General features: G+C 33.4%; 33 protein-coding genes. 9 read left to right on the plus strand and 24 right to left on the minus strand.

Annotated elements, in window-relative coordinates; translation table 11 throughout:
* Window positions 1–69: 69 nt before the first annotated feature.
* On the minus strand, window positions 70–246 hold the full coding sequence (locus F0362_RS13720) for a glycine zipper domain-containing protein (protein WP_001213777.1): 177 nt from the start codon (window positions 244–246) through the stop codon (window positions 70–72).
* A 211-nt stretch (window positions 247–457) separates the two neighbouring features.
* Between F0362_RS13720 and F0362_RS13725 the strand changes: the two genes are divergently transcribed.
* Window positions 458–694 (plus strand): hypothetical protein, encoded by a 237-nt coding sequence (locus F0362_RS13725; protein ID WP_000283217.1) that lies wholly within the window; start codon window positions 458–460, stop codon window positions 692–694.
* 50 nt (window positions 695–744) lie between these two features.
* Here the strand turns inward: F0362_RS13725 and F0362_RS13730 are convergent, their stop codons facing one another.
* Both F0362_RS13730 and F0362_RS13735 read right to left on the minus strand, forming a co-directional pair.
* A complete protein-coding gene (locus F0362_RS13730; RefSeq protein WP_001084772.1) occupies window positions 745–1581 on the minus strand; it encodes an ABC transporter permease in 837 nt (278 codons plus the stop codon).
* A complete protein-coding gene (locus F0362_RS13735) occupies window positions 1574–2779 on the minus strand; it encodes a quaternary amine ABC transporter ATP-binding protein (RefSeq protein WP_000370604.1) in 1206 nt (401 codons plus the stop codon). The genes F0362_RS13730 and F0362_RS13735 overlap by 8 nt, the downstream gene beginning before the upstream one ends.
* 171 nt (window positions 2780–2950) lie before the next feature.
* Between F0362_RS13735 and F0362_RS13740 the strand changes: the two genes are divergently transcribed.
* On the plus strand, window positions 2951–3808 hold the full coding sequence (locus F0362_RS13740; protein ID WP_001227651.1) for a glycine betaine ABC transporter substrate-binding protein: 858 nt from the start codon (window positions 2951–2953) through the stop codon (window positions 3806–3808).
* A 44-nt stretch (window positions 3809–3852) separates the two neighbouring features.
* Here the strand turns inward: F0362_RS13740 and clpP are convergent, their stop codons facing one another.
* On the minus strand, window positions 3853–4434 hold the full coding sequence (clpP, locus tag F0362_RS13745) for an ATP-dependent Clp endopeptidase proteolytic subunit ClpP (protein WP_000991620.1): 582 nt from the start codon (window positions 4432–4434) through the stop codon (window positions 3853–3855).
* A 21-nt stretch (window positions 4435–4455) separates the two neighbouring features.
* Entirely contained in the window at window positions 4456–5142 is a 687-nt protein-coding gene (locus F0362_RS13750; RefSeq protein ID WP_000337530.1) for an RNA polymerase subunit sigma-70, read from the minus strand.
* Between the two features lie 143 nt (window positions 5143–5285).
* Here F0362_RS13750 and F0362_RS13755 point away from each other — a divergent pair, with 143 nt between their 5' ends.
* From F0362_RS13755 to F0362_RS13775, 5 genes are all read left to right on the plus strand, one after another.
* Window positions 5286–5606, plus strand: coding sequence for a 2Fe-2S iron-sulfur cluster-binding protein (locus F0362_RS13755; protein ID WP_001125384.1), 321 nt, complete (start codon window positions 5286–5288; stop codon window positions 5604–5606).
* A gap of 4 nt (window positions 5607–5610) precedes the next feature.
* Window positions 5611–6273, plus strand: a complete 663-nt coding sequence (rpiA, locus tag F0362_RS13760) for a ribose 5-phosphate isomerase A (protein ID WP_149889825.1) — start codon at window positions 5611–5613, stop codon at window positions 6271–6273.
* A 114-nt stretch (window positions 6274–6387) separates the two neighbouring features.
* On the plus strand, window positions 6388–6822 hold the full coding sequence (locus tag F0362_RS13765) for a GNAT family N-acetyltransferase (protein WP_001190886.1): 435 nt from the start codon (window positions 6388–6390) through the stop codon (window positions 6820–6822).
* Between the two features lie 650 nt (window positions 6823–7472).
* Window positions 7473–7976, plus strand: a complete 504-nt coding sequence (gene exsF / locus F0362_RS13770; RefSeq protein WP_000953228.1) for an exosporium protein ExsF — start codon at window positions 7473–7475, stop codon at window positions 7974–7976.
* Window positions 7977–8272: 296 nt separating this feature from the next.
* The gene (locus F0362_RS13775) at window positions 8273–8737 is read left to right on the plus strand and encodes a hypothetical protein (protein ID WP_000024959.1); all 465 of its coding nucleotides are present in this window, start codon (window positions 8273–8275) and stop codon (window positions 8735–8737) included.
* Window positions 8738–9038: 301 nt separating this feature from the next.
* On the opposite strand, the gene F0362_RS13780 is transcribed toward F0362_RS13775, so the two are convergent.
* The 17 genes from F0362_RS13780 to F0362_RS13860 all read right to left on the minus strand — a co-directional run bounded on the left by F0362_RS13780 (window position 9039) and on the right by F0362_RS13860 (window position 21128).
* Window positions 9039–10406: a lytic polysaccharide monooxygenase gene (locus tag F0362_RS13780; protein WP_001065212.1), complete on the minus strand. Its 1368-nt coding sequence runs from the start codon at window positions 10404–10406 to the stop codon at window positions 9039–9041.
* A gap of 472 nt (window positions 10407–10878) precedes the next feature.
* Entirely contained in the window at window positions 10879–11415 is a 537-nt protein-coding gene (locus F0362_RS13785; protein WP_149889826.1) for a phosphatase, read from the minus strand.
* Window positions 11416–11491: 76 nt separating this feature from the next.
* Complete coding sequence (locus F0362_RS13790) at window positions 11492–12688, minus strand: macrolide family glycosyltransferase (protein WP_000101093.1); 1197 nt, start codon at window positions 12686–12688, stop codon at window positions 11492–11494.
* A gap of 74 nt (window positions 12689–12762) precedes the next feature.
* Window positions 12763–13458, minus strand: a complete 696-nt coding sequence (locus F0362_RS13795; RefSeq protein WP_001091311.1) for a formylglycine-generating enzyme family protein — start codon at window positions 13456–13458, stop codon at window positions 12763–12765.
* A gap of 36 nt (window positions 13459–13494) precedes the next feature.
* Window positions 13495–14004: a DNA topology modulation protein gene (locus tag F0362_RS13800; protein WP_002106312.1), complete on the minus strand. Its 510-nt coding sequence runs from the start codon at window positions 14002–14004 to the stop codon at window positions 13495–13497.
* Window positions 14005–14006: 2 nt separating this feature from the next.
* Window positions 14007–14930 carry a phosphotransferase enzyme family protein gene (locus F0362_RS13805; RefSeq protein ID WP_000389476.1) on the minus strand — a complete coding sequence of 308 codons (924 nt, stop codon included), beginning with the start codon at window positions 14928–14930 and terminating at the stop codon, window positions 14007–14009.
* Between the two features lie 26 nt (window positions 14931–14956).
* Complete coding sequence (locus F0362_RS13810; RefSeq protein WP_001022591.1) at window positions 14957–15343, minus strand: ribosomal maturation YjgA family protein; 387 nt, start codon at window positions 15341–15343, stop codon at window positions 14957–14959.
* 65 nt (window positions 15344–15408) lie between these two features.
* The gene (locus tag F0362_RS13815; protein ID WP_000650686.1) at window positions 15409–16116 is read right to left on the minus strand and encodes a class I SAM-dependent methyltransferase; all 708 of its coding nucleotides are present in this window, start codon (window positions 16114–16116) and stop codon (window positions 15409–15411) included.
* Window positions 16117–16137: 21 nt separating this feature from the next.
* Window positions 16138–16491, minus strand: coding sequence for an MmcQ/YjbR family DNA-binding protein (locus tag F0362_RS13820; RefSeq protein WP_000994633.1), 354 nt, complete (start codon window positions 16489–16491; stop codon window positions 16138–16140).
* A 15-nt stretch (window positions 16492–16506) separates the two neighbouring features.
* Window positions 16507–16911, minus strand: a complete 405-nt coding sequence (locus F0362_RS13825) for a GNAT family N-acetyltransferase (RefSeq protein WP_000288960.1) — start codon at window positions 16909–16911, stop codon at window positions 16507–16509.
* 35 nt (window positions 16912–16946) lie between these two features.
* On the minus strand, window positions 16947–17363 hold the full coding sequence (locus F0362_RS13830; protein WP_000680422.1) for a GNAT family N-acetyltransferase: 417 nt from the start codon (window positions 17361–17363) through the stop codon (window positions 16947–16949).
* Window positions 17364–17397: 34 nt separating this feature from the next.
* Window positions 17398–17769: a hypothetical protein gene (locus F0362_RS13835; protein WP_098628185.1), complete on the minus strand. Its 372-nt coding sequence runs from the start codon at window positions 17767–17769 to the stop codon at window positions 17398–17400.
* Complete coding sequence (locus tag F0362_RS13840; protein ID WP_000450777.1) at window positions 17766–18542, minus strand: serine hydrolase; 777 nt, start codon at window positions 18540–18542, stop codon at window positions 17766–17768. Before F0362_RS13840 ends, F0362_RS13835 begins: the two co-directional genes overlap by 4 nt.
* A gap of 156 nt (window positions 18543–18698) precedes the next feature.
* Complete coding sequence (locus F0362_RS13845) at window positions 18699–19211, minus strand: GNAT family N-acetyltransferase (RefSeq protein ID WP_000617533.1); 513 nt, start codon at window positions 19209–19211, stop codon at window positions 18699–18701.
* A gap of 74 nt (window positions 19212–19285) precedes the next feature.
* Window positions 19286–20293, minus strand: a complete 1008-nt coding sequence (locus F0362_RS13850) for an HAAS signaling domain-containing protein (RefSeq protein ID WP_000052360.1) — start codon at window positions 20291–20293, stop codon at window positions 19286–19288.
* On the minus strand, window positions 20280–20627 hold the full coding sequence (locus F0362_RS13855; RefSeq protein ID WP_000380297.1) for a PadR family transcriptional regulator: 348 nt from the start codon (window positions 20625–20627) through the stop codon (window positions 20280–20282). Before F0362_RS13855 ends, F0362_RS13850 begins: the two co-directional genes overlap by 14 nt.
* Before the next feature lie 168 nt (window positions 20628–20795).
* Entirely contained in the window at window positions 20796–21128 is a 333-nt protein-coding gene (locus tag F0362_RS13860; protein ID WP_000629053.1) for a DUF952 domain-containing protein, read from the minus strand.
* An 82-nt stretch (window positions 21129–21210) separates the two neighbouring features.
* Here F0362_RS13860 and F0362_RS13865 point away from each other — a divergent pair, with 82 nt between their 5' ends.
* Together F0362_RS13865 and F0362_RS30565 are read left to right on the plus strand one after the other, a co-directional pair.
* Complete coding sequence (locus tag F0362_RS13865; RefSeq protein ID WP_000358553.1) at window positions 21211–21459, plus strand: hypothetical protein; 249 nt, start codon at window positions 21211–21213, stop codon at window positions 21457–21459.
* A gap of 30 nt (window positions 21460–21489) precedes the next feature.
* Window positions 21490–21627 (plus strand): hypothetical protein, encoded by a 138-nt coding sequence (locus F0362_RS30565; protein WP_000882914.1) that lies wholly within the window; start codon window positions 21490–21492, stop codon window positions 21625–21627.
* Between the two features lie 132 nt (window positions 21628–21759).
* Here F0362_RS30565 and F0362_RS13870 read toward each other — a convergent pair whose 3' ends face one another.
* Both F0362_RS13870 and F0362_RS13875 read right to left on the minus strand, forming a co-directional pair.
* Complete coding sequence (locus F0362_RS13870) at window positions 21760–23835, minus strand: HelD family protein (RefSeq protein ID WP_079519375.1); 2076 nt, start codon at window positions 23833–23835, stop codon at window positions 21760–21762.
* Window positions 23836–24099: 264 nt separating this feature from the next.
* Window positions 24100–24480: a gamma-glutamylcyclotransferase family protein gene (locus F0362_RS13875; protein WP_000274911.1), complete on the minus strand. Its 381-nt coding sequence runs from the start codon at window positions 24478–24480 to the stop codon at window positions 24100–24102.
* Window positions 24481–24490: the final 10 nt, after the last annotated feature.

A 24490-nucleotide genomic window follows, 5' to 3' on the forward strand; every position in this document is an offset into this window, starting at 1 on the left:
TTTTTATTCCGAAAATTCAATCTTTTTAATTAGGAATTTTTACATTATTTCATTTTAATAATTTGCACCTCATTCCTTCTTCAAAACCGCAATCCCCATTCCAATTACAATCCCAATCGCAATTCCAATTACTACATTATCAGTAAATAAGCCAGGTACTACGCCGATTACAACGCCTATAGCGACACCAATTGTCATTGCATTATTTCTTTTTTTATTATTAGCCAAAATAGCATCTCCTCTCATCATTTCTCCCAATATAATATTTACATGAATGTTGCTATTTCCTAATATATTTTCTATCCCACTTGAAAATTTCCAAAAAATGTACTTTATTATTTTTCCATTCCCCCTATTTAATCCTCTTTATATGAAAGAATTTTCAAGTCACCATTACATCTACATAGGCATTTACTATAAGAAAGATCAGTTATTCATTGAAGGAGGAACGATTCAAATGTATCCTCATTGGAATCCAAATATAAATCAACAATATGCTTACTCCCCCCATCCCGTAAGAAATACACTGCATCACGATTCTCAATATATGATGCAGCGCATCGCAAGTCTTGAAAGCCAATTAGCGAAATTAATCTCATTAATCGAAGAAAATAATCAATTAATAAAATCAATGGAACAAGAAAAAAATCAAGTTTGTGCACCAGCTGGCGGTTCTGTTATTGTTCGTATGTAATCTTTTCGAACAAAAAACACACTTTGTATAATAAAGTGTGTTTTTTTTTGTTATTTTCTTTTTTGGTGAAATCCTTGTGTAATGCGGTCTAATATAATCGCGATGACAACAATGGCTAGTCCCGCTTCAAATCCCATTCCGATATTAACTTGTGTTACAGAACGGTACACATCTACTCCTAGTCCTGGTGCTCCTACAAGTGACGCTGTTACAACCATCGATAACGAAAGCATAATACTTTGATTCACTCCGGCCATGATCGTCCCAGTTGCGAGTGGTAATTGTACTTTAAATAGTTTTTGTGATGCTGTGGATCCAAATGCATTCGCTGCTTCAATTAAATCTTCCGGAACTTGTCTAATTCCTAAGTCTGTAAATCTGATTGTTGGTGGCATCGCAAAGATTACTGATGCAATTATGCCAGGTACTACACCTACTCCGAAAAATGTAATCGCTGGTATGAGATATACGAATGCGGGCATTGTTTGCATAAAATCTAATGTTGGTTTTAAAAACTTTGAGAAACGCTCATTTTGAGATGCTAAAATACCGATTGGAATTCCGACAATAATCGAAATAATAACAGACGTAAGTACGAGCGCTAATGTTTGCATCGTTTGTGCCCAATAGTTAATATTTAAAATAAATAACAATCCGATGAGTGTAAAAATAACTAAAGATAATTTTCTCGTTGTGTACCAAATGAGGAAACATAGTATAATAATCATCAATATAGCTGGTATTATTGTTAAAAAATTAGTGAGTAAATCAACGAATCCACCGATAATATAAGAGAATCCTCGGAACAAGCCTTCAAAGTTCTCATATAAACTTGCAACAAACGAGTCGACCCATTCCCCTAATGGAATACGCGGTATACTATTCATCGTCTTTCACCTCTTCCTCAATGTTACCTGCAAGAGCTTGAATGACACTTTCACGTTTAATAATTCCTCTTAACCTTTTCTTCTCATCAATAACGGGTAACGGATATTTCATCTCTGCCATTTTTGCATACGTCTCTTCAAGTAAAGTATCTAAATAAACGTGCGGAATATCGTTAAGTAATAAATCAGCAATCGGCCACTGTTTTTGTACTGCTTTACTTGCATCATCTGCGGTTAATATACCTAAAAACTCATACTTTTTGTTTACAACATATACTGTAGAAACGCCCGCATTTCTCATAATTTGCAGTGCCACACGAGGTCCACGGTCAATTAATAAAGTCTCCGGTCGTTTTAATATAGACTCCGCCGTAATTACTTTTCCTAAATTCACATCCGCAACAAATTTCTCTACAAATTCATTAGCAGGGCTCATCATAATTTCTTCAGGCGTTCCAATTTGAACAATTTCTCCATCTTTCATTAATGCAATACGATCTCCAATTCGAAGTGCTTCATCTAAATCATGAGTAATAAATATTATTGTTTTCTCCATTTTATCTTGTAGCTCTAACAATTCATCTTGCATTTCTTTTCGAATAAGCGGATCTAATGCACTAAATGATTCATCCATAAGTAAAACATCCGGATCATTCGTAAGCGCTCTCGCAATACCAACTCGCTGTTGCATCCCACCACTAAGTTGACTTGGATAATTGTCTTTATGATGATCGAGTCCCACTAACTTAAGTGACTCTAACGCTTTTTTCTCTCGTTCTTCTACTGGAACTCCTTGTATTTCTAATCCGTATGCAACATTTTGTAAAACAGTACGATGCGGAAATAGAGCAAACTTCTGAAACACCATACTCATTTTCGTTCTTCTTACTCTTCGTAATTCCTCTTTCCCCATAGTTGCGATGTCTTCACCATCTATGTAAATATGACCTGCGGTTGGCTTAATTAATTGATTTAGCATGCGTACTAACGTTGATTTCCCGCTACCCGACAGCCCCATAATAACGAATATTTCTCCAGAGAATACTTCAAACGTTGCCTTTTTCACACCAACATTCATTCCGGTCTCTTTTAAAATTTCGGATTTGCTTTTTCCTTCTTTTAATAAGGAAAGGGCTCTTTGCGGGTGTTTCCCAAATACTTTTGTTACGTTTTCAACACGCACCTTTGTATTATCCATGTCACTACTCCTTTTCTACCCATCTATTTACATAGTGTTGCGATTTTACAAAGAAATATTACATAAAAATGACATTCATAAGATTTCTTTAAAATTCTCGTTTCCGTTCATAATAAGAATGCTTACTTATACATTTAATTAAAAAGGCAAACGTTTCTTAGGAGGTTTTCAATGAGAAAGAAAATATGGCTTATATGCCTTGCATTATTTATTACTATGATTTTCACCTCATGTAATGCAACAAATGCAAATTCGAAAGGAAAAATTAAACTTGGTGTAACAAGTTGGAAAGAAAATATTGCAACTGCAAACATGTGGAAAGTGTTATTAGAACAAAAAGGCTACAAAGTTGAACTCATGTATTTAGAAAAAGCGGCAATTTGGACTGGTGTCGCTCGTGGTGATGTTGATGCAAATTTAGAAGTATGGCTGCCTGTTACGGATAAACCATTAAATGATCGATATAAAAATGACATTGTCTTAAAATCAAAATGGTATGAAGGTACAGGGCTTGGCCTTGTCGTTCCTTCTTATTTGAAAAACATAAACAGTATCGAGGATTTAAATGCACATAAAGATGAACTAGATAACAAAATTGTCGGAATCGAACCTGGCAGCAGCCTAATGAATTTAACAAATAAGGCGATGAAGGAATATGATATTAAACTAAAACTTGTCCAATCTTCAGAAGCTGCGATGATGAGTGAATTAAAAAAGGCATATACGAAAAAGAAACCAATCGCTGTTACGCTTTGGAATCCTCATTGGGGTTTTTCAGAATTTGATTTAAAATATTTAAAAGACCCTAAGAAAGTATATGGTGAAAAAGATGACATTTATTACTCCGTTCGTAAAGGTTTCGAAAAAGATCATCCGGATATTGTGAAATACTTTGATAAATGGAAAATGAACGATGAGCAGCTTGGTACATTAATGGTCATGCTAAATAAAACGAAAGATCCAGAAGAAGCAGCACGAAAATGGATTGAAAAGAATCAATCGTTAGTTGATGAATGGATAAAAGATTAATAAAACAGGCTAGAGAATTCGCATATTCTCTAGCCTGTTTTATCTTATTTTTTCGTAACAACATCATCTACAATCCCATATTCCTTCGCTTCTTCTGCAGTCATAAAATAATCTCTTTCTGTATCATGTGCTACCCTTTCAATCGGTTGCCCTGTTTTTTCTGCAATCATTTTATTAATATCATGCTTTAGCTTTAAAATTCTTTTTGCTGTTATTTCGATTTCAGTTGCCTGCCCTTGCGCACCACCAAGCGGTTGATGAATCATAATTTCACTGTTAGGCAATGCAAATCGTTTTCCTTTTGCACCTGATAAGAGTAACAACGCACCAAATGATGCTGCAAATCCCATACAAAGTGTTTGCACGTCTGGTTTAATTAAGTTCATTGTATCTAATATTGCAAAACCTGCTGTCGTTGATCCGCCTGGGCTATTAATGTATAAATATATATCTTTCTCTGCATCTTCCGCTTCTAGAAATAATAATTGAGCTACAACACTACTCGCTACTTGATCGTTAATTTCTGAACCGATAATAATAATTCGGTCTTTTAATAACCTTGAATATATATCATAGGAACGTTCTCCTAATTTCGTTTGCTCTACTACATATGGAATTGCATTCATTTTAAATCCCTCCAATAATTGTTATGCCGCACAAAGCATACAACTGTAGGAAGAAGGGTTTTTCGCACTGAATAATAAGACAGGTTGTTTAGTTGGTAACTTCGTAAAATCTATTGTTGGAAGAAGCTTAGTTAACAATTCCGGCCTTTCTTCACGAATAGACGTTACAACAATATCAATATCTTCTGTGAATTCAACGATTTCTAGCCCTTCTTCACTTACAGTTTTCAGCCTATTTCTACTCCGAAATAAAGAAGCTTTCACTGCTCCTTCCGATACAGAACATACTTTAGCGATATCAGCGATACTATATTGAAAAACATCCTTTAATAATAAAATTGTGGATTGTTGTACATTTAATGAAGATAATACTTTCCCTACCATTTCATGCAAATCTGCAATTTTTTCATGTGGTTCTTCGAAAGTAATTTGTTCCCTTATTTTTTCATGAACTGATTTTGACTTTATCTGGTCTAACCAACGATTTCTAGCTATTTTATATACAAGTGTCATGCAAATATCTTTATTACTATATTTTTGAAGAACTTTACAAACTGTTTCTTGGGCGAGATCTTCCCCATCCCATCTGTTTTTCGTTAAAAACGTACAATACCTTTTTAACTCTGCATAATTTTCAATCAAAAAATTTATATTTGAATGATTCATATCGATATGTTTCTTAAACAATTGCGTTACTTTTGTGCACAAAATAACCACTCCTTTTCAGCGCTTACTTAATAAACGATTGATGAAACAAAAAAGTTACGGGACTTAAAAAAAAATAATGTTTATATTCAATAATTCGCGGTCATAAATATGTTATGTACAATTTTACGTGAGGAGGAACAAATTTGCCAAAATTAACAATTGAAGGTGCTGGCACTTTTGATGTGAAAGAAGGAACAAAGTTAGTATTAGCAATTGAAGATAACGGTGTAAACATTCTTCATCGTTGTGGTGGAAATGCACGTTGCACAACTTGTAGAGTAGAAATTATAGCGGGTGATTTCTGTGAAGCGAGTGCGAATGAAAAAAATGCGATGACAGAAAAAGGGATTGAAGATCATTTACGATTATCTTGTCAAATGCGTGTACATAAAGATATAGTCGTTCGTCCGGTACTTACAGTTGAAAATTCAGGATTAGCTACCGGTCCACGCCCAGCGGAGTAAAATGATGAATTTAAAACAACTTGTTGGCGAATATGCTGCTAACTTTGTAAAAGATGGAATGAACATTGGACTAGGCACAGGATCTACCGTATATTGGACGATACAAAAATTAGGTCAACTTGTACAAGACGGGCTATACTTTCAAGCTGTACCAACATCAAAGGAAACTGAAGCTTTAGCAAAGCAACTAAACATCCCCCTGATTTCTTTAAACGACGTACAAAGTCTTGATCTTACAATTGATGGAGCGGATGAAATTGATTCCGATTTACAGCTTATAAAAGGCGGCGGTGGCGCATTACTTCGTGAGAAAATTGTTGCCTCCTCCTCTAAAGAACTCATTATTATTGCTGATGAATCAAAACTTGTGGCTCGTTTAGGTAATTTCCCATTGCCTGTTGAAATTATCCCTTTTTCATGGAAACAAACCGAAAGTAAAGTTCAATCTTTAGGGTGTCAAACAACGTTACGTATAAAAAATAATGAAACCTTTATTACCGATAATAATAACATGATTATCGATTGTATATTTCCTAATTATATATCTAACCCTGCTAATTTACACGAACAATTAAAAATGATTACTGGTGTAGTTGATTCAGGATTGTTTATAAATATGACAAGGAAAGCGATTATCGGTACTAAAAACGGGATAAAGGAACTATAATGAAAGCTGACTTTTTAAAGTCGGCTTTTTATTATTTTCTTCTTCTCTTTATAGCTATTTATTATGATATACTATGAAAACAAAAACTGATTACACTAGAAAGGACTGAACAATTTGCAATCCAAACTCATAACAAAACTTACAGATTTAGAAACTGCCTTTCACATTCGAAAAGAAGTATTTGTAAAAGAACAAGGTGTTCCTCTTGAAGATGAATTCGATACATTTGATGAAATCGGTGAAGAATGTAAACATATTTTAGTTTATTATAATGAGCTTCCTGTAGGTACAGGTCGTATACGATTTGTTGATGGTGCCGGAAAATTAGAACGCATTTGTATTTTAAAAGATTATCGTACATACGGATTAGGTAAAGTAATTATTCAAACGTTAGAAGAAATTGCCCGTAGTAAAAAAGCTACAAAAGTGAAACTACACGGGCAAACACAAGCTGAAGGATTTTATAAAAAATTAGACTATCAAACTTCTTCCAATGTATTTATGGAAGATAGCATTCCACATATACTTATGACGAAAGTATTATCATAATAGAAAGGTTACTATATGAATTTACATGAAGTATTCTTATAGTAACCTTTTTTGTATCTTATTCGTTTTGAATTATTTTTGGTGGATATTCTAATATCATATCTATAAACTTTCAATTTGCTGGCAGTATAATGTTCCTACCGCTTTCGAGTTATTAAAAACAACGACCCGCAAGATGAAATTCTTGTACAAAAAATTTAATCCCCATGTATTGAGAGTCATACATTCATGTACCTAATAGTGACTTCTATATAAAATTTAAAATTGATACTATTACACCTACCCCTGTATTGCTAGCCAATTTCAACATTTTTCAAGAGGACTATTTATATAGATTTTATAATATATAACCTTTACAATTATTTAGATTGCATGATTTGGAATGCGGTATGCTATATTTTTTCTTTAATGGTATTTGAACCCTCTGAATAAAGATCTATATCCCGTCAATATTCTCCTGTTTTCTCTTTAAAAACCTACCAAGTAGTTTGCTAATTCGGCTAGCTGCTTTTTTCTATATAAAATTAAAAATTATCCGTAATAGTAACACTTCTGCACTTTGTACTATAAATTTTCATATATTGTATTATGCTTGTCCAAAACGTGAGATTATTACTTACGTTATCTAAATGAAAGAAAGGAGTGAAAATATGCTCTCATCTAGTCGTAAATTCACGCACTTTAATTGTGGTGCACAAGCCCCTAGTACACTACCTGCCCTTGGTTTTGCTTTCAATGCTACTTCACCTCAATTTGCAACATTATTCACCCCACTACTATTACCTAGTACAGGGCCAAATCCTAATATTACCGTTCCCGTAATAAATGATACAATTAGTATTGGAACTGGTATTAGAATTCAAATAGCTGGTATATATCAAATTAGTTATACACTAACAATTAGCCTTGATAATGTTCCCGTAGCACCGGAAGCAGCACGATTTTTCTTGACACTAAACTCATCAACTAATATTATTGCAGGATCTGGAACCGCAGTCCGTTCTAATATTTTTGGCACTGGTGAAGTTGATGTATCCAGTGGTGTCATTCTCATTAACTTAAACCCTGGTGATTTAATTCAAATTGTACCCGTTGAAGTAATTGGTACTGTAGACATTCGTTCGGCAGCGTTAACGGTTGCACAAATTCGGTAATAAAAACGCAATGTGAGCCGAAATATATTATTATAGATTCGACACACATTTATATTAAATAAGCATATTTTATTGTATGGTGACTATTTAGTCATACAAATTTAAAGCTTTCATAGGAGCACACTTTAATGTGTGCTTTATTTTTACTTAAAAACTAAAACATTCTCAAATTATATACATATCAAATAGCGTTTTCAATTATTTACGATAGCGAATGTTAACCTTTTGTACAAGCACTTTTTCCTTTTGTTTAATAATATATATTGATATCTCAAAGAAAGGAGAGTAACATAAGTATGGCAAATTATTTTTATAAAGATGGTAAAAAATATTATAAAAAACAATCACATTCGGACGATCAAAAAAATAACTGTTTTATTGAAACCCATACAATTGCTGGTTCTGCAGAAAATGCAAATGGAAATATACCTGTATCTGTTTTCCTTGAAACCACTGCTCCACAAACTGTATTCGAGGATTTTACAAACAATCATAATAAAACATTAATTCAGTTATTCGTTGTCGGCATGAGTGCACCCGTTCAAGTAACTATTCTCACAAGAAAATCTAGCCGCCCAATTACTACAACATTACAACCTGTTCAAACAAAAATATTTCAAGTTGAAGATTTTCAAAGTCTTACTCTTACAAAACAGGAAGGTTCTACTAGTATAGTTAGTTTATTTGTCCAAAAAACATTTTGTATTTGCTGTAACGAGAATAACGATTCATGTGATGAATATTATCAAGATTGCAATTAATAGATTCACTCACCAGAAGAACCCCTTTTATAAAGGGTTCTTTTTTTCACTCACCACATTTTTAAAAACATTTTAGAATCATACTCAACGATTTTTCTATACATTTCTCATTTCTCCTTTTTTATTATATTAACGCTTTTGTTTAATTACGGGACTTATCATCATTTAATGGAGGAAAGTAAAATTTATAAAAAAGACGACGCTGAATACGTCGTCTTTTTTATAAGCAGAAAAGTGAATTCTCAAGCTTCCTTTTTTTGCATCAAAGCCCATTATCTTTTATTTCATTTTGAGGTAAAACTTACACTGCTCTCCATAAGGATAAAGCATAAATCCAGTTTGGATCCCCATTTCCTTGATGATTTTGTACGGCTTCATACACTTTTCCTTCGTATAGGACTCTATCACCCTTTTTATACGCTTTCTTTGCATCCCACTCTCCATATGAAACGCTTTCAGTTTTTGTAGTAATTGTGAATATATCACTTTGTACGGATTCATTTCCAGCTACATCAACAGCTTTCACTACATATTTATAAGTCTTATTAGCGAGTAAATTATTATCCATATAAGAAGTCGTATTAGATGTTGCGATTTTTTTCATTGTTCCTTCTATTTCTCTATAAATATCGTAATGGTCTACACCAACATTATCGTCAGATGGACTCCACATTAGGTCCACACTTGACGCTGTCGTTCCCATACTATGTAATCCTTTTGGTTGTGTTGGTGCTTCTGTATCAGGAGCCTCAACTGTTGTTTTTGCTGTAAGCGCTGTACTTTCTTTCGATACATTGCCAGCTGCGTCAATTGCTTTTACAGTATAAGAGTATTCTGTACTTGGTTGTAATTTCTTATCAATAAAATGAGTGCCTGGTACGGTGTCAATCATCTCTCCGTTACGGAAGATTTGATACCCTTTTACTCCTACATTATCCGTAGAAGTGTTCCATGTTAGTTCTATACTATTCGCTGTTACTTTTTGTGTCTGAATTCCATTTGGAATACTTGGCGCTTCTGTGTCTGGTTTCACATTATTGATGAGATTTACATCAATTACATTATAGAACGCATTTGCTGTATCAGCTACATCCCATACAGCTAAAATCACATGGTAGCCACTACGATCCGTAGGTACATTGATTTTGTGTGCTACATTATTTGAAGCTGCGGAACCATCATGTTGTACAGTTCCAATTGGCTCAAAGTCTGCTCTTGTTAGTGCTTTATTTGGATTCCAGCCTATTTTAGTAATGTAGTAGTGCCATTTGCTTGTTAAATGTGGCGCTGTAAACTTCCAAGTAAACGTATTTTCTCCGCCAGTGATTGTATTTTTAAACCAACGATCCGCTGTTTGTTGATCCAAAATACCACCAAATTTTCCGCCTGCAGAAGCGATTTGTCCATCAACTGGACCAGCTTGCGGGAATCCTTTTGGTGCTTCTAAGCTTTGTGGTTCATACATAACACTTCCGCAGTTTACATTTAGTGCACCATAAGTTGGACTACATAAAGCGGAACGGCTGCCAGGCTTTTCAACAAAACCATGCGCGTAAGCATTTTGAGGAATAAGTGTCGTGCCGATAATTCCCGCTGTTAATGCAACAGCTCCTAGACTTTTTTTGTTCATTTTCATGTTCTGTAGATGTTTTAAAATTCGATTATTCATGTTCATGTCCCCTTCTTGTTATACTTCGTAGTGTAATGTGGGCTTTGATGTAAAAGAATAACACGAGACAATATTGTAGTGATGTATGCATAAGTTATGCATACACCGTAGTAAAGAAATATTTCATTCCATGTGATATATTTCACTTACTGAATATATCATGACATAGAAATTACCTAAACACGTGCAGAAGTTGTGCAGAAACAGTGAAATTATTACTAACACATAAAACTACATCTTAAAATTATAAAGTAAAAGTTCGCAATAGCAATTATAAATCTTGTAAAAAAAGGCCATATAAAAGCATTTTGTATAAGCGGATGGATTGCACCAAGTCTTCTCGAAATATTTCTTAATCAACTTGATATGCATAGTAATGTGAGATTAAATTTTTTGAAACACCCTTCCATTTCCATATTCAATATATATATCTATTGGGTACGTGAAATTACTTATGTATTGCGAATAATCCTTAATGTTTCAAAATAGTCTCATAAAACTTGTCATACTCGTCATAGTATTGGATTTTTAATTTTTCTATTAAACTTGTATCTGGTGAAATAATGTCAATTACGTCTGTACTTATATACAGCAAATAAGTATCGTTATAAAAAGAAATATACGCTTGCTGACCACCACTAACGACATACTTGCAATATTTATATACTTCATCTTCATTGACACCTTTAATCGTAGTAAATATGATTGTACTTTCAAGATCATCAACGTCTACTTGCGTTTCGGTCCAATTTTTAATCTTCATGAACCTTCCAATTTTTGTTTTCTCATTTACTCTCTTACTTTTACCATATGTTATATAACCGGAAGTAAATGAAACGTCAATTGTATCGGGGCTTTTAAAAAGTTCAGTCAGTAGTCCTCTTAATTTTCTCAAATTCCCCTCAAATAATTCTATATCGAATCTAATTCTATTTTTTGCCTCCACTTGAAAAAATGGTGTAGCTGTCATATCTTCAAAATTCACATTTAATACCTTCATTCTTTCCATATAATTAATTCCTCGCTTCATATAACATAAAAGTGTCTACATCATTTAATATAGACACCCTTTCACATATATAGTTTTAATACCGGCCAGTAAATTTAAAAACTTCATCAACTGCTTGCGTATACCCACCTGATTTTCGGAGAGACTCCTTCAAATTCAAAGCAGCTTCTTTATATGATGGATTACTTAATACTATTTCTACACTTTTACTAAGTTTATCCGCAGTTAATCCTTGCATTTGCAATTTAACTCCTGCTCCGAGACTCTCTACTCGCTTTGCGATTACTGGCTGATCTGCATTTTGCGGAATTACAACGAGTGGAACTCCGTTATATAGTCCTTCATGCATACTGTTCATCCCGCCATGTGTAATAAATAATTTTGTATATGTAAGTAGTTCAGTTTGCGGTACATAGTTTTTCACAATGAAGTTTTTAGGAATATCACCTAAATCACTTATTTTCGTTTTACTACCAATAGACATAACAATTGTATGTTTACTATTTTCGAATGCCTTCATACAAAGTTTATAAAAATTAATTGCTTCATTAAAAACAGTACCTAGTGAAATGTAAATCAGGCTTTGTTCTTCAATTGAAGTATAATCAAAATCTTCATTTTCCCCTTGTGCAGAAATAGATGGACCTACAAATTTAAATGTTTCATTAAACGTATTACCAAAAGGTTGGAACTCCTTAATCGTATACACAATAGTAAGCGGTGCTGGATTACAGAAAACTTCATACGGTGAATTTATTTCAACACCATATTTCCCTGCAATTTCTCTAGTTAAGTTTTGAAAATCATTATATATTCTATTCTGCACTTCCACTGGGATATTTTTAGAAAGATGGTCTAACATTTGTTTAAATGATTTTTCATCCTGCGCAAAAGATGTACAGGAATTTATGGCCGGAAGATTAAGAATTTGGGCAATTAAATGACCACAGCCAAACATAGAATCGTGGATCATGTAATCAAAATATTCTCCTTCAATTTGCTCTAAAACACTAGGTATTACAATATCTGCTGTATGTAGAAGGCCGTTTATTCTTTCCTGTAAATAATTTCGACCACCGGAAAGAAATGCTTGTATAAATTTTTGATCATCTATTGTTCGTACAGTAGCACCTGTCTTCTCAATACGCTCCCTGAAAGCCTCTATTGAAAAATAAACGACCTCTTCACCGCGAGAAATCAGTTCTTCTACAACTTGTAATGTTGGATTTATATGTCCTTCTGATCCAGCGTTAATGAATAAAATACGTGCCATTCAAAATACTCCTTACATTTTAAAATTTCTATGTTGTAAAGAGTATGGATATTTTCCATACTCTTCACGGTATTTTATGTATCATTTTCCTGCTCAATTGACCTAGCAAGCCTAAAACCGAGATCGTCTATATGAAATGTAGGATGGCTACGACGGCGACAAGTCGCACCGCAACCTCTAGCTGCTTCAGCCCAACTACCACCACGAAAAATTCGGTACGATCCGTACACTTTTTCATCATACAAATCATAGCACCATTCCCAAACGTTTCCTAACATATCATAAAGTCCCCATGCATTCGGCTCTTTTTTACCGACGTCATGAATTTGTCCAATTGAATTTTCATTATACCACGCTATTTTCTGAAGTTCCCCATATGTATATCCCGTCGTACCTGCTTTACATGCGTATTGCCACTCTGCCTCATATGGCAATCGGTAGCCGTCAGATTCTATATTACAACTAACCTTTTTTCCATCATCACTAATAGAATAATACGCTGTTAATCCCGCTTGTTTAGAAAGTAAATTACAAAAAGCAATTGTATCATTCCATGAAATATTTACAATTGGTTTATTACTATCTTTATCATTATTTAATGTAGGATTTGTAATGGCATTATATATTTCCATTGTTACAGCATACTTTGCAAGAAGGAATGGTTTTATTTGAACTTGCCATTCTTTTTTTATTCGATCATCTCTTAATACTACCTCTCCTGCTGGAATTTCCATCATATTAGAATCAATCGAGCGAATGAATGTATTCAATAGTATCCCCCCATATTACTTCTTTTTAAAATCTAACTACTTATCGTACTTCTTCAAAAACCGTTTCACTTCATTTGGAGATTTTAAAATAATCACTTCTTTTCCTTTACTTAATTGATCTAGTCTTTTTAAAATGGCAGGTTTTTTCTTATTCGGATACTCCCATATCCATTTAAAGAATTGTAAATCTAGTCTTTCTTCACATCCGGCACCCATATCCGGTCTTGTTTTATTTCGATATTGTACAATTCTTTTAAAAGCACGATAAACACAAATCGTTCTATGAATATCAAGAAAGATAATTGTATCCGCTGCATTCAGTCTTAAATCCATCGTCCCGCCATAATTCCCATCAATAATCCACTCTTCTTCTTTAATTAAGTTTTTTTGAACTTTTCTTTGTTCTTCTCGAGGAACACCTTCCCAGTTCGCTTTCCAAAACAATGCATCAAGATGATGCACCTTAATATTTAGTTTATTTCCTAACTGCTTTGCTAATGTAGATTTTCCTGAACCACCAGAACCAATTAATATGATTTTTTTCATATTCATACGGTCCTTACTATAGATTCTTCAATATCTTCCTTATTTGCAAAAATCCAGAAGAACATCTCTTCATTCAACTTTAATAAATTTGGTAACTGAACAAAATAAGTAATAAAGATAACTTGAATAGAAAGCATGACATACCAAATAGATTGTAGTTCTTCTCTCGTTAAAATGCTTTGTTTATAATATCCTTCAAAGATTTTGCTGACAATATGTAACCATTTCCCTCTTCCTGTTTCATCACTAAATAGCTCACTTAATATACTTGTACAGCAGTAGCATAAATCGAATACTCTTACATTGCTTTCTAAAAGTTCAAAATCTATAAATCCTTGAAATTCATTGTCATGAAAAATCACATTCGATAAGTGCATATCACGATGAATAATTTGTTTTGGTAGTGGGTGAACCGTTTCCTTCAAAACTGTACGTATTTGATCCATTTTTCGAACGACATTCCGATGGACAGATGCATTCTTTTCTAAAATTGGTAAGGCCCATTTGTATACCACTTTATACAATTCTCTTTTTATTAACTCGTTAGCACTATTCATTGAATATAGTGCTTGATGTAAATTAGCTATCTTCTCTCCAATTGTACTTCCTAGCTCTTTTAGCTTTTCTGTATCTTTTATTTCTAGTACACTTCCACCAATATATTCGTACAAACAATAATACTTCTCTTTATAAAATACGTACCTTTCATCATTTCTCATTTTTACTAGTTTTTGTACTTTAACTCCTTTTTCATCAAGCTGTTCTAATACATTTAGTTCAACTAAAAAATGTTTTATCGATCCCTTTTCCTTTAAAATATACGCTTTATTATTACAGTAAATCTTCGTTACGTTTGGTTGAACTTCAATAGTTGTGATATCTTCATCTTCAAACCAAAACTTTGCAATTTCTAATATATCCTCCATATACAAATACCCCTTTTAAAATTCACTTATTTCTTCCGTAACATAAATTCACAAAGCATTCCTATCCCAACACCAATTGTATAAGCAACTACATCACTCCACAAAAATCCGTAACCTAAAACGAGTCCCCCTATAGTCGTTGCACGAATATTATCAATCCAAGGTGCATGGTACAATTGGCTAATTTCAATCCCGTAGCAAAAAATTAAACTCATAAAAGCTAATTTCTTCGTTTCTATTTTAGGAAACAAAAATCCGAATCCAACGAAAATCATTAATGCCCATAAAGCATCACCTAAGTAATCATTTAATAAATGAGGTAACGCAAAAGCAAATTTTCTAGAACTAAGACCTAACATAATAACGACTATAGTAAACATTACATATAGTAATTGATTTCGTTTTATATTCATTTCAAAAGCTCCTAATTCATCATGTAAAACTGCAAATAGCTAGTAAAATACAATCATTTTACTAGCTATTTATTACTTGCTTTCATAATAAGAAAATGTGGATTTGTACTTAAATAATGATATGATTTTCTGTCTACTTCTCTCATCTTTTCAATCGGCTTCGGTTCCACTATTTTTTCTAATACAAAATAGTTTGTTGTTTCATTGATTATGTCTTGGAGCGACCTCCTAAAAAAACTAACTTCTATTGTAATATTTGGTTTAACCCAAGTATCTACTAATAATTGTTTTTCAAAATAATCTTCACATGTAAACTTTGTGAAATCCATAAAAGGATGATGAACGGAATATATAAGTTCTCCACCCGGCTTCAATACGCGCTGAAACTCTTGAAATACTTGCGTCCAATTTTCTAAGTAATGAAGAGTTAACGAACTTACAATGATATCATACGTATTATTTTCAAATGGCAATGTTTCTTGCAAATCGTGACAAAGGAACGTTGCTTTTTCTCCCATACTTTCTTTTACGGCTTTTACCATTTCAGGACTTATGTCAATTGCTGTAACGTTAGCCCCTCTTCCTACGAATTGAGAAGTATACCATCCAGCGGCACACCCAGCATCTAGTATTCTCTTCCCTTCTAGTTCCCTTGGAATAATCTCCATCATCGCAGGTCTTTCATAATAACTATTATATGGATTTGCCAAATCTACATTTTCTTTATATGTACTCGCTAATTTATCATACGTATCTTTGACTGCGTCTTTCATTATATCCACCCCTAATACATATTAATCCATTAACTCTTGCTGCTTTTTCTTTGAAAATGATTGTAGTACTAACTCATACGACCAATCGATCATTTTATTAATTTGCTCCTGTTCTACTCCCTTATGTATATACACTGTATTCCAATGTTTCTTATTCATATGATACCCTGGAATTATTGTGTCTGGATAATCTTCTCTTATTCGTAAAGCGAGCTCAGGATTACATTTTAATGTAATTGCAGCTTTTTCACCTTTTTCATGGTTCACTATCGCAAATATTTTATTATTGAGTCTCATACATGTTGCACTCCAGCCATTTGGAGAATCCTCTGTCGCTTTTCTTTTTGATAAACAATATGCTCTCGTTGCATTCATTTTAAATGGCACCTCTTATTCTTTCACTATTTGATTACGATGCATCACAATTTGCTTCGTCGCTTTAAATTGCTGTTCCCCATAAAACTTTATGAGTTTCTCTCCGCAAAATAGACTAACAATATCAATATGAGATATCTCTTCCAGTAACATTGTAAGCATATTCTCTCCAATGCCTTTATTTCTTACACTTTCATGTACGACAACATCTTCTATGTACGCTCGAAAAACACCATCTGAAACGACTCTAGCAAACCCAATTAACTCATTTTCTTTCCATACCCCAATTGCTATGCTATTCTTTAACATTTTTTCAATATCGATTTCTTTTCTTTCTGGCCACCAACCGACAGAGTCGTAAAGCTTCTTTATTTTCTCTGCACAAATTGGTCGTTCATGTTGTAATTTATACGTGTACATATTCTTTCTCCCATCAACTAGTATACATAATATTATTATAATCTCTTTTCTAAAAAGTGTTGACTATACCCTTTCGGATGATCTTCAACGACACCATATTCTCGGTAGCCGTGCTTTTTATAAAATCCCGGTGCTTGGAAACTAAATGAATCTAGTAATATGAGTCTACATCCTTTTTCCTTCGCAATGTCTTCGATTTTATGTATCAGTTGACTTCCATAACCATCATGACGAACGGATTCATCAACCCATAAAAAATCGATATGAAGATGATAAAAATACATCGTTCCTGTTACGCCGCCAAAGATTTTTCCTTCCTCATCTTTCACTACAAGGCTTACTTGTTCCATCGGCTGCTTTACTTCATCTGTTAAGATGGACATATTATATTGAATGACTTTATTTCTAATGTATTCTCCTTCATTACGAGTACCATTCTCTATGTGTTTCATATATATTTCTTCCTTTCAACTTAGTAAATTACATCTAATTTTTATTCCGCCTTTTTAAAATACTAATGAATACAAATCCACCATATGTAACAAAACACGAAAAACCAATTATCCCAGGTACAGAGACATAGCCTGTTCGTACATAACTTATAACTGCAAAACTAATAATTAACATTATTATAGATGGCCAAAATATTAGAGCCGTTTTTCTTCGTCTCTGTTTCGATGTACGTTCTTTCTCTTTAGAAACACGTGTACCAAAAAGCAATACAATACAAATAAGAATCGCTGCAAAGTAAATGGTATCTAATGACAAATTGTGATCATATAGTGCGATTCCAACTTCAAGAGCAATAATCGTTACAATTAAAATAATAATTGTTGAAGTCTTTAAGTTTCGTTTCAATCGCTCACTCCTAGCATGCTTTCACTATATGCTTTGTAAATGTATTTCAAAGCTGTTGCAATAGTTTCATCAACCTCTATATTATGAACTCGCTCGGGTAAATCTTTTCCCCCAATTACATAAAGAAACGGGAATTCGTTAAACATTCCCATTATACCAATATTTATTGTAGCTGTGGGCAATCCACCTGTCATATGAGCTAAATGAAAATACGGTATACTTTCATAATCCCCTTGTTGTCTTACCATTCCATTGATAATTGGTTCCCATACTGCTGGTTCTACTTTATAGCCTTGAAAAATATGTACTAAAAGCGAAAGAACTTGATTTAATTCTCCAACATTTTTCTCATCTCTAGCATTCTCTTGTATATAAATTTTTGAAAAATACGTTTGAGCATTTATTTTCACAGCATCCCATCCACCGCAGTGCTTTACAACCGAGTGAGCAATATAACTGTCGTGACAAGCTATCATCACTTCTACTGCTTTACTAAGTGTTAAAGTACTTCTTCCTTGTAGATGCGGATATAACTGTGCACTATCTTCATGTGGATGAAATTTAATGTGATGAAGTATATCATTCCAATTACGTTTATTTTCCTTCACCATTTGTGCTGCTACAAATCCAATTACTACTTTTGCTGCCGATGCTAATGGAATATATAATTCACTATTATATGAAATAATTATACATTCGTTTTTTGTAGAATAAATAGCTACTCCTACATGACCAACTTGTATCTCTTTCATTTTTTGAATGACAGTTTCCATTTCCATTCCTCTTTTCACATCGTTATATCACCTTCTAATAATTCAATATGGAATATAAAAAACCTTTTTTGACAGGTTATATTTGTAATGACAATTAGAAAAAGGTAGCATGAATTACTCCTTGCTACCTAAAACATTCATTTTCACGAAAAACTTCTAATCTTCTATAGGATTTTCAGGCCCGTTAAGCTCCAATTGATAAAAGGCTAAATCTAGCCATCTATTAAACTTATAACCAGCTTTTTGTATTGTTCCGGCATGAACAAATCCATAATTTTGATGCAAGGCTATACTTTTCTCGTTTTCCGCATCGATTCCAGCAATTAAGGTCATATATTCTCTTTCTTTTGCGGTTGCGATTAATTTTTCCATCAAAGAGGAGCCAATTCCATTTTTTCTATATTCCTTATCAACATACACAGAATGTTCAATTGAATATTTGTAAGCAGGCCACGCTCTAAATGAGCCGAATGTCGCAAATCCTACTACTTTATTATCTAGTTCGTATACGAAAATTGGATAGCCATCAGCCTTTTTTTGTTCATACCAATCTATTCTATTTTCAAGGGTTACAGGTTTATATGCATATACAGCTGTTGTATAAAGTATCGCATCGTTATAAATGTCTAAAATATATGCTACATCTCTTTTCGTTGCTTCCCTGATCATCGTTTTCTTCCTTTCCTAATGTTAATCTTCTTTCGCTATCTTTTTAATAATTTTATTTTACCGAAATTTCTGTTTTATTTCCACATACGAATACTTGCTTTTCGGAAACCATCAAATATATTAATCGCAGCGGACAACGTATAAATGATAATTCCACCGCCAACTAACCACGTTTTAAATCCTTCTGGGGAAATAGTAAACACATTTGCCAAATACGTAATAAATCCTTCGTTAAATATATGTGGATTTACTACAATTACAATGAATACTATCGTTCCGACTACTTGAAGAATACCATTTCCGATTGCCAATCTTTTCGTCCATTGTCCTTGTACTAACTTATAAAGAGATATAGCTACTTCAAAAACGATCATAACCAAAATAATCGGCCAATATTGAAGTAAAACATCTTGATTAAACGTTGGCGCGATAAACTTCAGTCCGTTTTCCGTACCATTATATACGCCTACAAGATGGTTTGCATAAAAGTAAAGGGTAGCCCATATTGCTGTCCACATTAAACCTCCAAAAACTTCAAACTTTGAGATTGCCTTTTTCTTCGGGATATACGAGATATTTTTCAAATCATCTGGCGTCCATTTTTTTAAACTTGTTGTTAATGGGTGTGGATCCTTTTCTTTATCAGTTCTTTCTAAAACAGCAAATACAAGTGTCAACCAGAAAAACACATGGAGGCCTACTTCAACAATTTCCCCAATGCCTTTACCTATCAATTTTAAAATAACATCTAATACTACTTGATTACCAGTATAGCCTATAAAATTTTCTGCAACCATTGCAATGAGTGCGATAACAGCTGCAATTGGTATAATCATTTTTAATAACGTCGTATATACATCAAAATAACGTGGTCCAATTAAATGCATCGGTCTATCCAAATACCCATTAGCCAATGAAACCGGACTTCCCAATTTTTCGAGAACGCTCTTCACATCATCTTCATTATAATCGTCTGGTAACATATCCTCTATTGTCGACCGTAGCTCAAGCGTAATATCTTCACGATTTTTTTCAGGTAATCTCTTCGCCACTTCTTGGACGTACATATCAATCAAACTCATTCTCGTCCTCCTCCTTTAATAGGTTATAAAGTTCTTTCGAATCCTTTATCCACTCCTTTTTCAATTGTAAAAATATCTCTAGTCCATATTCACTTAAAACATAATACTTACGAGGTCTACTCTCCGTTTTATCCCAACTACTCGTAACTAGTTTCTGCTTTTCTAATCGACGAAGTAGTGGATATAAAGTACTTTGATCAATTGTAATCCCTGATTGCTCCAATAATTGGACAAGTGAATATCCATACTGCGGCGTTCTTAATTGACTTAAAACCGCTAATGTCAATGTCCCTCTTCTTAACTCAGTAATTAATGAATTTAATAAAGTATCCATTCACCCACCTCATTTTTATTACTATATGTCATACAGTATGTGTTTTATACTATGTATCGTACAGTATTCGTGTGACAAAAACAATTATCATTTACCAAAAAACGGATAAAAAAAGCACAAACTATACGATTTGTGCTTTTCTAGCTAACTTATATATTTATAACACGCTTAACTTTGTACCTCTGGTAATATAAACTCTCCTTTTTCTTTAGGAAATGGGATAACCCCTACAATCGACTCAACATTGATTACTCCATATACATGCGGGTATTCTTGACCATTTGAAGCAAGTTCATATTTTATTTCTGCTTTTAACAAGGATGGATTTATTGTAAGTAATAAAACCTCTTCTTCATGAAAGAAATGTTTTTCTGCAACCTTTAAAGCTTGTTCAAATAATGAACAATGAATAAACCCCTCTTTTATAAGTGACTCTTCATGAATTTCTCCAGTTGTTTTTGCGATTTCCCATTTTCTTTTTGTTATTACTTTTGTAATCATAGCTTTTCCCCTTTTTTAATATATGTAATGATATAATAACACTAAAATTTCCAACAAATGATTAGTTGATTGGAGAATCTTAATGGATAAAAAATTAGAAGAGATCATTGTAAAATCATTTTTTACTAAGCGCCTTCAAAATAGAGTACTATTTGAGCTTTCTTCTTCAAAAAAACGTAAAGATGCGATCGGTCGACTTTGCCATAATTACAGAACTACGTTACGTGAAGAATATATGATTGAAATTCCTAAGCCTAATTCTTGTCCAATTGATATAGGAGATCTGTTAAAAAAACATGGGGCTGTTGATTCTTGTTACGCCATATCATAGGACACAAAAATCGATGGAAAAACACTCCCTTTGCTGGACGCATTAGAGGCTGCTGTTGGAATGGGAATGCCTTCTATTCTATACTCAATTACAAATCAAGTTGCGTATTTTGAAGCAGAACAAGAAACACTTCCATCACCAAGATTTATACTTAAACGCACATATTAATGCATATAACTCCATTGCACTTTTTTTACTTTATTATATTATTTAAATAACCGCTCAGGTCGTTAATTCATCTAGCTTTTAAATATAAAAAAGAGGATTTTCATACCCTACTAGAAAATCCTCTTTTTACATTTATTTTAATCCTTTAATTAAAGGCGACGCTTCACCGCTATGGAAAATCCATAAATCATGCAGTGATCTCGTACATGCGACATACATTAACTTCGCATCATGCTTTGTATTTTTATAATGTTCTTCATCAACATCCATTAGAATTACAGCGTCAAATTCTAAACCTTTCGCTAAATATACAGGTACTACTGAAATACCACCTTCATATTTACTTTGATTTGCTTCAATGACATTTACCGTCAATCCTGCATTCGTTAATTTCTCATACATATCGTGGCATTCATCATCTGTTCTACCTATTACTGCAATTGTTTTTACATCTGCATTTTGCAAATGCTTTATTGTCTTCAAAACTTCAGTGAATTGATCTTCTGCATGGATTACTTTTACGTCTTCACCGCTACGGAAAACTGGTGTTGCGAGCCCCACTGGTATTTCTGCATTTTTAATTATTTCATTTGCGAATTCAATAATTTCTTTTGTAGAACGATAACTTCTAGTCAATTCAAAATAACCTGTTTCTTGGAATACTTCCTTAAATGCGTTCCAATCTTCAATTCCTTGGTAATCATAAATCGCTTGCGATAAATCACCTAATATAGTGAAAGAATTACCTAGTGTAATTTCTTTTAATACATACACTTGAAATGGCGAAAAATCTTGCGCTTCATCAATAACGACATGATGAAACTTCTGACCGATTTCAATACCTGTTATGCGATGATGGATGTAAATTAAGGCAGGTAAATCTTCTACATACACTTCTTTTTTACGACAACTCTTTTCTGTTTCTTTAACAAGTTCTTCAGGTAAAACTTCGAGTATTTCTTTACTTTTCAATATTGAACTATACAGTGAAAGAGCACTCATTTTTGGCCAAAACTTCAGATATGTGTTCAATCTCTTAGTCGCTTCTTTTTTGAGCAATTTTTTCTCGTTCGTTTCCCCAAACTTTTTAAGTTCAATTTCAATCCAGCGCTTCATGCGGCCTACTAAACGTTCTCTTCTTTTCTTTAGTGGATAATGTTTATATTCAACTTGCATCCATTTTTTAATGTCTTCTACTGGAATAATCGCTTTATCCCACGCCTCAAAATCCTTTGGCGGAACTAAGTCATTTTCAAATTGAATCATTCTCTCTTCAATAAACGCCTTAAATTCCAGTGTACCCTTTAATTTACCGAGCATTACCTTACTTTCATCACGATTAATTGAAAATGCTTCTTTCAATTTCTCTTCTGTTTGCTTTAGTTTCACTGAATCATCTAACGTACGCAATGCCCAATCTGGAAACGTTGTTTGACTAATATTCCCTACCCCTAATTCAGGCAGTACACTCGAAATATAATCTAAAAACAAGCTGTTCGGAGCAAATACAATCATTCTTTCTGCCTCTAACTGTTCACGGTATTCATAAATTAAAAAAGCAAGGCGATGTAAAGCGATTGTTGTCTTTCCGCTCCCTGCAACCCCTTGAATAAGTAATGGTAAATTTCTTTCCGCTCGAATAATATCATTTTGTTCCGATTGAATCGTTGAAACAATATCCTTTAGTTTATTATCTTTATTCTCACCTAATCGATATAGAAGAAAATCATCGGCATGCGATACATCTTCATTTCCTTTCACATATGTATCAACAACACGTTCAAGTTCTCTTTTACGAATGGAAATGTTTCGTTTTAAATACACATCACCTTCAACTAACCCATCTGGTGATTGATAAAACGCTAGTTCTTCTCCACCGGTAAATGAATAAAACATACTTGCGACAGGCGCTCGCCAATCGATAACAATTGGTTTCATCGTGTCCTTATCTGAAACACCTACTTTACCGATATAAATCGGCATAACTTGTTCTTTTCCATCCTCTTGAAAGTCTAGTCTTCCAAAATACGGCTCTTCCACACCGATACGTAAGTTCTGTCTATTTGACTCCCTCATGCTTTCAAGAATTTGCTCTTTAAAATCTTCTCCATAATAAACCGGGATTTTTTCAAGCTGTTCTAATTGATCATCCATCGTATGTAAAGTATCCCTCATTTTTTGTAACTCATCTTCAAATATGTTGCTCATTTCGACGATTCCCTCCTGTCCGTTCTAATTTTTCAGTCGAAATACAATTGTATTAAAAATCCATTCGCAAAGTCAATAGTTCTAGTGAGAATTTTCTAAAATATAAAAGAGTAACCATTAATCCCTACTCTGCTTTGCTTTAATTCGATATAACATATTTAAAACATTCTTTATTAATTTGAGAAGTTCAATTAAAAGAAACAATAAAAAGCAGATAATGAAATATTTCATTATCTGCTTTCCAATTTTATATAGTTACTTTTATTATACTTTTTGATATAAAAGCCAATCCCCAGAATCAATCACTTTCTTTAACATCTTTTTATCCTGAGCAATATACACATACGCATGTATTTCCGTATCAGCAACATACACTGTTTGCGTTATTCGGTCATATAAATCAGTCTCTGCATTACCTGTATATTCTTCTAGTTCATCTAACTTATGCAAAACATCATCATTTACTTCATAAACTTCCCCATATACCTTTACTTCATTAGAACAAATCATGGCCGGATATCCTTCGTTTGTATCAAATAATTCCCCATACGTCCATGCTCCGTCTGCGATGCATGTTGCACCTTGCATATAATGAGCATTCGTTTGCCCTCTTCTTAACGTGCCATAAACGAAAACATGATACATAAATCCCTAT

This window comes from Bacillus sp. BS98 (assembly GCF_008432245.1).
In the GTDB taxonomy this organism is placed as follows: domain Bacteria; phylum Bacillota; class Bacilli; order Bacillales; family Bacillaceae_G; genus Bacillus_A; species Bacillus_A toyonensis.

Bases quoted from the DNA above. Each gene is read 5' to 3' on its own strand.
- F0362_RS13735 (WP_000370604.1), bottom strand. From the start codon at position 2,779: ATGGATAATACAAAGGTGCGTGTTGAAAACGTAACAAAAGTATTTGGG.
- F0362_RS13725 (WP_000283217.1), top strand. From the start codon at position 458: ATGTATCCTCATTGGAATCCAAATATAAATCAACAATATGCTTACTCC.
- F0362_RS13830 (WP_000680422.1), bottom strand. From the start codon at position 17,363: ATGAAACACATAGAGAATGGTACTCGTAATGAAGGAGAATACATTAGA.
- rpiA (WP_149889825.1), top strand. From the start codon at position 5,611: ATGAATTTAAAACAACTTGTTGGCGAATATGCTGCTAACTTTGTAAAA.
- F0362_RS13825 (WP_000288960.1), bottom strand. From the start codon at position 16,911: ATGTACACGTATAAATTACAACATGAACGACCAATTTGTGCAGAGAAA.
- clpP (WP_000991620.1), bottom strand. From the start codon at position 4,434: ATGAATGCAATTCCATATGTAGTAGAGCAAACGAAATTAGGAGAACGT.
- F0362_RS13850 (WP_000052360.1), bottom strand. From the start codon at position 20,293: ATGAGTTTGATTGATATGTACGTCCAAGAAGTGGCGAAGAGATTACCT.
- F0362_RS13820 (WP_000994633.1), bottom strand. From the start codon at position 16,491: ATGAATGCAACGAGAGCATATTGTTTATCAAAAAGAAAAGCGACAGAG.
- F0362_RS13840 (WP_000450777.1), bottom strand. From the start codon at position 18,542: ATGGAAACTGTCATTCAAAAAATGAAAGAGATACAAGTTGGTCATGTA.
- F0362_RS13875 (WP_000274911.1), bottom strand. From the start codon at position 24,480: ATGTATCATGTTTTCGTTTATGGCACGTTAAGAAGAGGGCAAACGAAT.
- F0362_RS13860 (WP_000629053.1), bottom strand. From the start codon at position 21,128: ATGATTACAAAAGTAATAACAAAAAGAAAATGGGAAATCGCAAAAACA.
- exsF (WP_000953228.1), top strand. From the start codon at position 7,473: ATGCTCTCATCTAGTCGTAAATTCACGCACTTTAATTGTGGTGCACAA.
- F0362_RS13790 (WP_000101093.1), bottom strand. From the start codon at position 12,688: ATGGCACGTATTTTATTCATTAACGCTGGATCAGAAGGACATATAAAT.
- F0362_RS13785 (WP_149889826.1), bottom strand. From the start codon at position 11,415: ATGGAAAGAATGAAGGTATTAAATGTGAATTTTGAAGATATGACAGCT.
- F0362_RS13845 (WP_000617533.1), bottom strand. From the start codon at position 19,211: ATGATCAGGGAAGCAACGAAAAGAGATGTAGCATATATTTTAGACATT.
- F0362_RS13815 (WP_000650686.1), bottom strand. From the start codon at position 16,116: ATGAAAGACGCAGTCAAAGATACGTATGATAAATTAGCGAGTACATAT.
- F0362_RS13855 (WP_000380297.1), bottom strand. From the start codon at position 20,627: ATGGATACTTTATTAAATTCATTAATTACTGAGTTAAGAAGAGGGACA.
- F0362_RS13800 (WP_002106312.1), bottom strand. From the start codon at position 14,004: ATGAAAAAAATCATATTAATTGGTTCTGGTGGTTCAGGAAAATCTACA.
- F0362_RS13775 (WP_000024959.1), top strand. From the start codon at position 8,273: ATGGCAAATTATTTTTATAAAGATGGTAAAAAATATTATAAAAAACAA.
- F0362_RS13730 (WP_001084772.1), bottom strand. From the start codon at position 1,581: ATGAATAGTATACCGCGTATTCCATTAGGGGAATGGGTCGACTCGTTT.
- F0362_RS13780 (WP_001065212.1), bottom strand. From the start codon at position 10,406: ATGAATAATCGAATTTTAAAACATCTACAGAACATGAAAATGAACAAA.
- F0362_RS13870 (WP_079519375.1), bottom strand. From the start codon at position 23,835: ATGAGCAACATATTTGAAGATGAGTTACAAAAAATGAGGGATACTTTA.
- F0362_RS13740 (WP_001227651.1), top strand. From the start codon at position 2,951: ATGAGAAAGAAAATATGGCTTATATGCCTTGCATTATTTATTACTATG.
- F0362_RS13805 (WP_000389476.1), bottom strand. From the start codon at position 14,930: ATGGAGGATATATTAGAAATTGCAAAGTTTTGGTTTGAAGATGAAGAT.
- F0362_RS13720 (WP_001213777.1), bottom strand. From the start codon at position 246: ATGAGAGGAGATGCTATTTTGGCTAATAATAAAAAAAGAAATAATGCA.
- F0362_RS13810 (WP_001022591.1), bottom strand. From the start codon at position 15,343: ATGAATATAAAACGAAATCAATTACTATATGTAATGTTTACTATAGTC.
- F0362_RS13865 (WP_000358553.1), top strand. From the start codon at position 21,211: ATGGATAAAAAATTAGAAGAGATCATTGTAAAATCATTTTTTACTAAG.